This is a genomic window from Ruoffia sp. FAM 26255 (genome assembly GCF_045528525.1).
Lineage (GTDB): Bacteria > Bacillota > Bacilli > Lactobacillales > Aerococcaceae > Ruoffia > Ruoffia tabacinasalis.
In genome coordinates this window covers 1-3905 of record NZ_JBGQQX010000094.1, presented here as the reverse complement: position 1 = coordinate 3905, position 3905 = coordinate 1, and the positions used below count along the sequence as shown (strand labels likewise).

At 35.2% G+C, this 3905-nt stretch carries 5 protein-coding genes; all 5 read left to right on the top strand.

Features of this window, described 5'->3' with window-relative positions; genetic code table 11:
• Positions 1–195 (top strand): transposase (locus tag ACEN31_RS11130; RefSeq protein ID WP_407109450.1); only part of this gene is annotated, 195 nt, incomplete at its 5' end.
• 200 nt (positions 196–395) lie between these two features.
• Positions 396–1178 carry a 30S ribosomal protein S2 gene (rpsB, locus tag ACEN31_RS11125; protein ID WP_138404893.1) on the top strand — a complete coding sequence of 261 codons (783 nt, stop codon included), beginning with the start codon at positions 396–398 and terminating at the stop codon, positions 1176–1178.
• Positions 1179–1295: 117 nt separating this feature from the next.
• Complete coding sequence (tsf, locus tag ACEN31_RS11120) at positions 1296–2180, top strand: translation elongation factor Ts (RefSeq protein ID WP_407101454.1); 885 nt, start codon at positions 1296–1298, stop codon at positions 2178–2180.
• 73 nt (positions 2181–2253) lie between these two features.
• Positions 2254–2994 (top strand): UMP kinase, encoded by a 741-nt coding sequence (gene pyrH, locus ACEN31_RS11115; protein ID WP_338489088.1) that lies wholly within the window; start codon positions 2254–2256, stop codon positions 2992–2994.
• A 148-nt stretch (positions 2995–3142) separates the two neighbouring features.
• Complete coding sequence (frr, locus tag ACEN31_RS11110; RefSeq protein ID WP_338489086.1) at positions 3143–3703, top strand: ribosome recycling factor; 561 nt, start codon at positions 3143–3145, stop codon at positions 3701–3703.
• Positions 3704–3905: the final 202 nt, after the last annotated feature.

Below are 3905 nucleotides of genomic sequence, written 5' to 3'. Positions count from 1 at the left end.
CCTTGGCAAAGAGGATCTAATGAGAATACAAATGGACTCCTTAGAGAGTACTCACCGAAAGGTGTTGATTTGACAGATGCAACTGATGAAGAGATACAAGGTTGGGCAACGAAATTAAATACACGTCTCAAAAAATGTTTGAATTGGAAAACACCTTATGAAATCTTTTATAAAACTGTGTTGCACTTAATTTGACAATTTAAGATACATAAGCTAAATAAATTAAATAAAAACATCAAACTAGCTTGCATAATGCGAAAGTATATAGTAATATAGTCCGTGGTGTAAAACCAAAAACACACGAATAATGATAATTTAACGGGTGCTCTCCTCGGAGAGACGTTTTGTTAGTAGAGTTATTCGGAGGAAAACAAAACCAAAGGAGAATGATAATTATGGCAGTTATTTCAATGAAACAATTGTTAGAAGCTGGTGTGCATTTCGGACACCAAACACGTCGCTGGAACCCAAAAATGAAACCTTACATCTTTACGGAGCGTAACGGTATTTATATTATTGACTTACAAAAAACAGTTAAGTTAGTTGATAAAGCGTATAACTTTATGCGTGACGAAGCAGCTAATGGAGCGGTTGTATTATTTGTAGGTACTAAAAAACAAGCACAAGGTGCTATTGATGAACAAGCAAAACGTGCTGGTCAATACTACATTAACCACCGTTGGTTAGGTGGATTATTAACTAACTGGGAAACAATCCAACAAAGTATCCGTCGTCTAAAATCTATTGAAAAAATGGAAGAAGATGGAACATTTGATGTATTACCTAAAAAAGAAGTATTACAATTACGCAAAGAATTAGATCGTTTAGAGCAAAACCTTGGTGGTATTAAAGATATGCCTCGTATTCCAGATGTAATCTTTATCGTTGACCCACGCAAAGAACACATTGCAATCCAAGAAGCTAAAAAATTAAATATTCCATTAGTTGGAATGGTTGATACAAACTGTGATCCAGATGAAATTGACTATGTTATTCCATCAAATGACGATGCTATTCGTGCGATTAAATTAATCACATCTGCAATGGCTGACGCAGTTCTTGAAGGAAACCAAGGACATAGTGAAGATGATTCAGAAGAAAAATCTGACAAAGAATTTTTCGATAACTTATTTGATTCTGAAGAAGAAGCTACTACAGCAGATTCAACAGAAGCTTAATAATTAGATTATTCACAGCTGTCTTAATTCAGGACGTTACACAGGTCTAAAAACCTTGCCCTGTGTTAGGACAGTTTTTTATTTTGACTTTAAAATATCAAGGAGGATTTGAGTTTAATGGCTAAAATTAGTGCAAAACAAGTTAAAGAACTACGCGAACTGACTGGTGTAGGTATGATGGACGCGAAAAAAGCGTTGGTTGAAGTTGACGGAGATATGGATAAAGCGATTGACTTTTTAAGAGAAAAAGGTTTATCTAAAGCTGCTAAAAAAGCAAGTCGTATCGCTGCAGAAGGTTTAGCTGCAACAAGTATCAACGGAAACACAGCTGCAATTATCGAAGTTAATTCAGAAACTGACTTTGTTTCTAAAAACGAGGAATTCGTAAATATTGTTAACACAATTGCTGATACAGTTGCTGCTAACAAACCAGCTACTATGGAAGAAGCTAACGCTATCGAAGTTGATGGCAAAACAATTGCTGACATCGTCTTAGAAGCTACTAATAAAATCGGTGAGAAAATTTCTTTCCGTCGTTTCGCTATCTTAGAAAAAACAGATAACGATACTTTTGGTGAGTACATCCATGGTGGTGGACAAATCGCTGTTATCACATTAATCGAAGGATTATCTGATGAAGATGTAGCGAAAGATGTTTCAATGCACGTTGCTGCAATCCAACCTAAATACGTTAACCGTGACGAAGTTCCTGCTGAAGAATTAGAACACGAGAAAAAAGTTCAAACAGAAATCGCATTAAACGAAGGTAAACCAGCTAATATCGTTGAAAAAATGATTGATGGCCGTATGAACAAATTCTTAGCTGAAATTAGCTTAAACGAACAACCATTTGTTAAAGATAACGATCAAACAGTTGGTAAATTCGTAGGTGATAAAGGTGGAACGATCAAACAATTCATTCGTTTCACTGTTGGTGAAGGAATCGAAAAACGCCAAGACAACTTTGCTGACGAAGTTGCTGCTCAAATGAAAAAAGATTAATTTTATACCCTTAGCCCCAGTTTCCTGGGGCTATTTTTAAAGATACGATTACGAATAAGAAAGGCAGTATGATATGACTAAAGAAACAACAAAATACAAACGTGTAATTTTAAAGCTTAGTGGAGAGGCAATTGCTGGAAATCAAGGCTTTGGAATCCATCCCGATACAATTAAAGAAATGGTAGAAGAACTTAAGGACATTCATGACTTAGGTGTTGAAATAGCCATTGTTGTAGGTGGAGGGAATATCTGGCGTGGTACAATCGGTGAAGAAATGGGAATGGAACGTTCTCAAGCTGATTACATGGGCATGCTAGCAACAGTAATGAATGCCTTAGCATTACAAGATGTATTAGAAAATAGAGGCGTTCCAACACGTGTACAAACTTCAGTAGAGATGCGTCAAATCGCAGAGCCGTATATTCGTCGTCGTGCAATTCGTCATCTTGAAAAAGGCCGTGTAGTCATCTTTGCTGGTGGAACAGGGAATCCTTACTTTACAACTGATACAACAGCAGCATTACGTGCCGCTGAGATCAATGCGGATGTTATCCTTATGGCAAAAAATAATGTTGATGGTGTTTATGACTCTGATCCAAAAGAGAACAAAGCTGCCGTTAAGTATGATAACTTAACTCACCTTGATGTTATTTCAAAAGGCCTGAAAGTGATGGATTCTACTGCAAGTTCATTAAGTATGGATAATGACATACCTTTAGTTGTATTTAACTTAAATGAATCAGGGAATATTCGCCGTGTTATTCTTGGAGAAAATATCGGAACAACAGTTGAAGCAAAACTAAATAATCAATAGTACATATTTTAAAGCTTAATAGTTATTGACGATAGTTAGTGATAAACATATCATATCCATCTGAATGTCTGATTTAATACTCATTATACATGAAATATGGTATAATGAGTTAAATTGAACTATAGAGTATTATTAGGAGGATTTTTTTATGACACCGAGTGAAATTTTATCTACAACTAAAGAAAGAATGAACAAGTCCGTTGAGGCTTATCAACGCGAAATTGCTTCAATTCGTGCTGGACGAGCAAATGCAAGTATATTAGACCGTGTAAACGTAAATTATTATGGTGTTCCAACGCCATTGAATCAACTTGCGGGTATTTCAAGTCCAGAAGCAAGAATGTTAGTTATATCACCTTATGATAAATCTAGCTTAACTGATATTGAAAAAGCTATTTTACAAAGTGATATCGGTATTACACCATCAAATGATGGAGACGTGATTCGTTTAGTAATTCCAGCATTGACGAAAGAAAGACGTGCAGAATTAGCGAAAGTTGTCGGAAAAGAACAAGAAAATGCAAAAGTTTCTATCCGAAATATTCGTCGTGACGTTATTGATTCAGTTAAAAAGCTTGAAAAAGCAAAAGAATTAACTGAAGATGATGTAAAAGATTATGAATCAGATATCCAAAAAATTACTGATGACTCAACTAAAAAAATCGAAGAATTAACTAAAGCTAAAGAGGATGAGATTTTTAACGATTAATTGAATAATCGTCCTAATGATTGCTGTTGATTTGGATTCAAATTGAAAATACTTTTATCGGAAGGTTTTACTAACTTTTGGCTCTTTGTCAAATAGGGTTGATGACTCATTTTAATCAAGATCAAGCAGCATAAGTTGTTGCTTGATCTTTTTTATTTGTCTGAGGGACATATAATCGCGTCATAAGTAAAATACGGTCTCT

Coding starts and splice junctions, on each gene's coding strand:
- rpsB (WP_138404893.1), top strand. CDS start 396: ATGGCAGTTATTTCAATGAAACAATTGTTAGAAGCTGGTGTGCATTTC.
- tsf (WP_407101454.1), top strand. CDS start 1,296: ATGGCTAAAATTAGTGCAAAACAAGTTAAAGAACTACGCGAACTGACT.
- pyrH (WP_338489088.1), top strand. CDS start 2,254: ATGACTAAAGAAACAACAAAATACAAACGTGTAATTTTAAAGCTTAGT.
- frr (WP_338489086.1), top strand. CDS start 3,143: ATGACACCGAGTGAAATTTTATCTACAACTAAAGAAAGAATGAACAAG.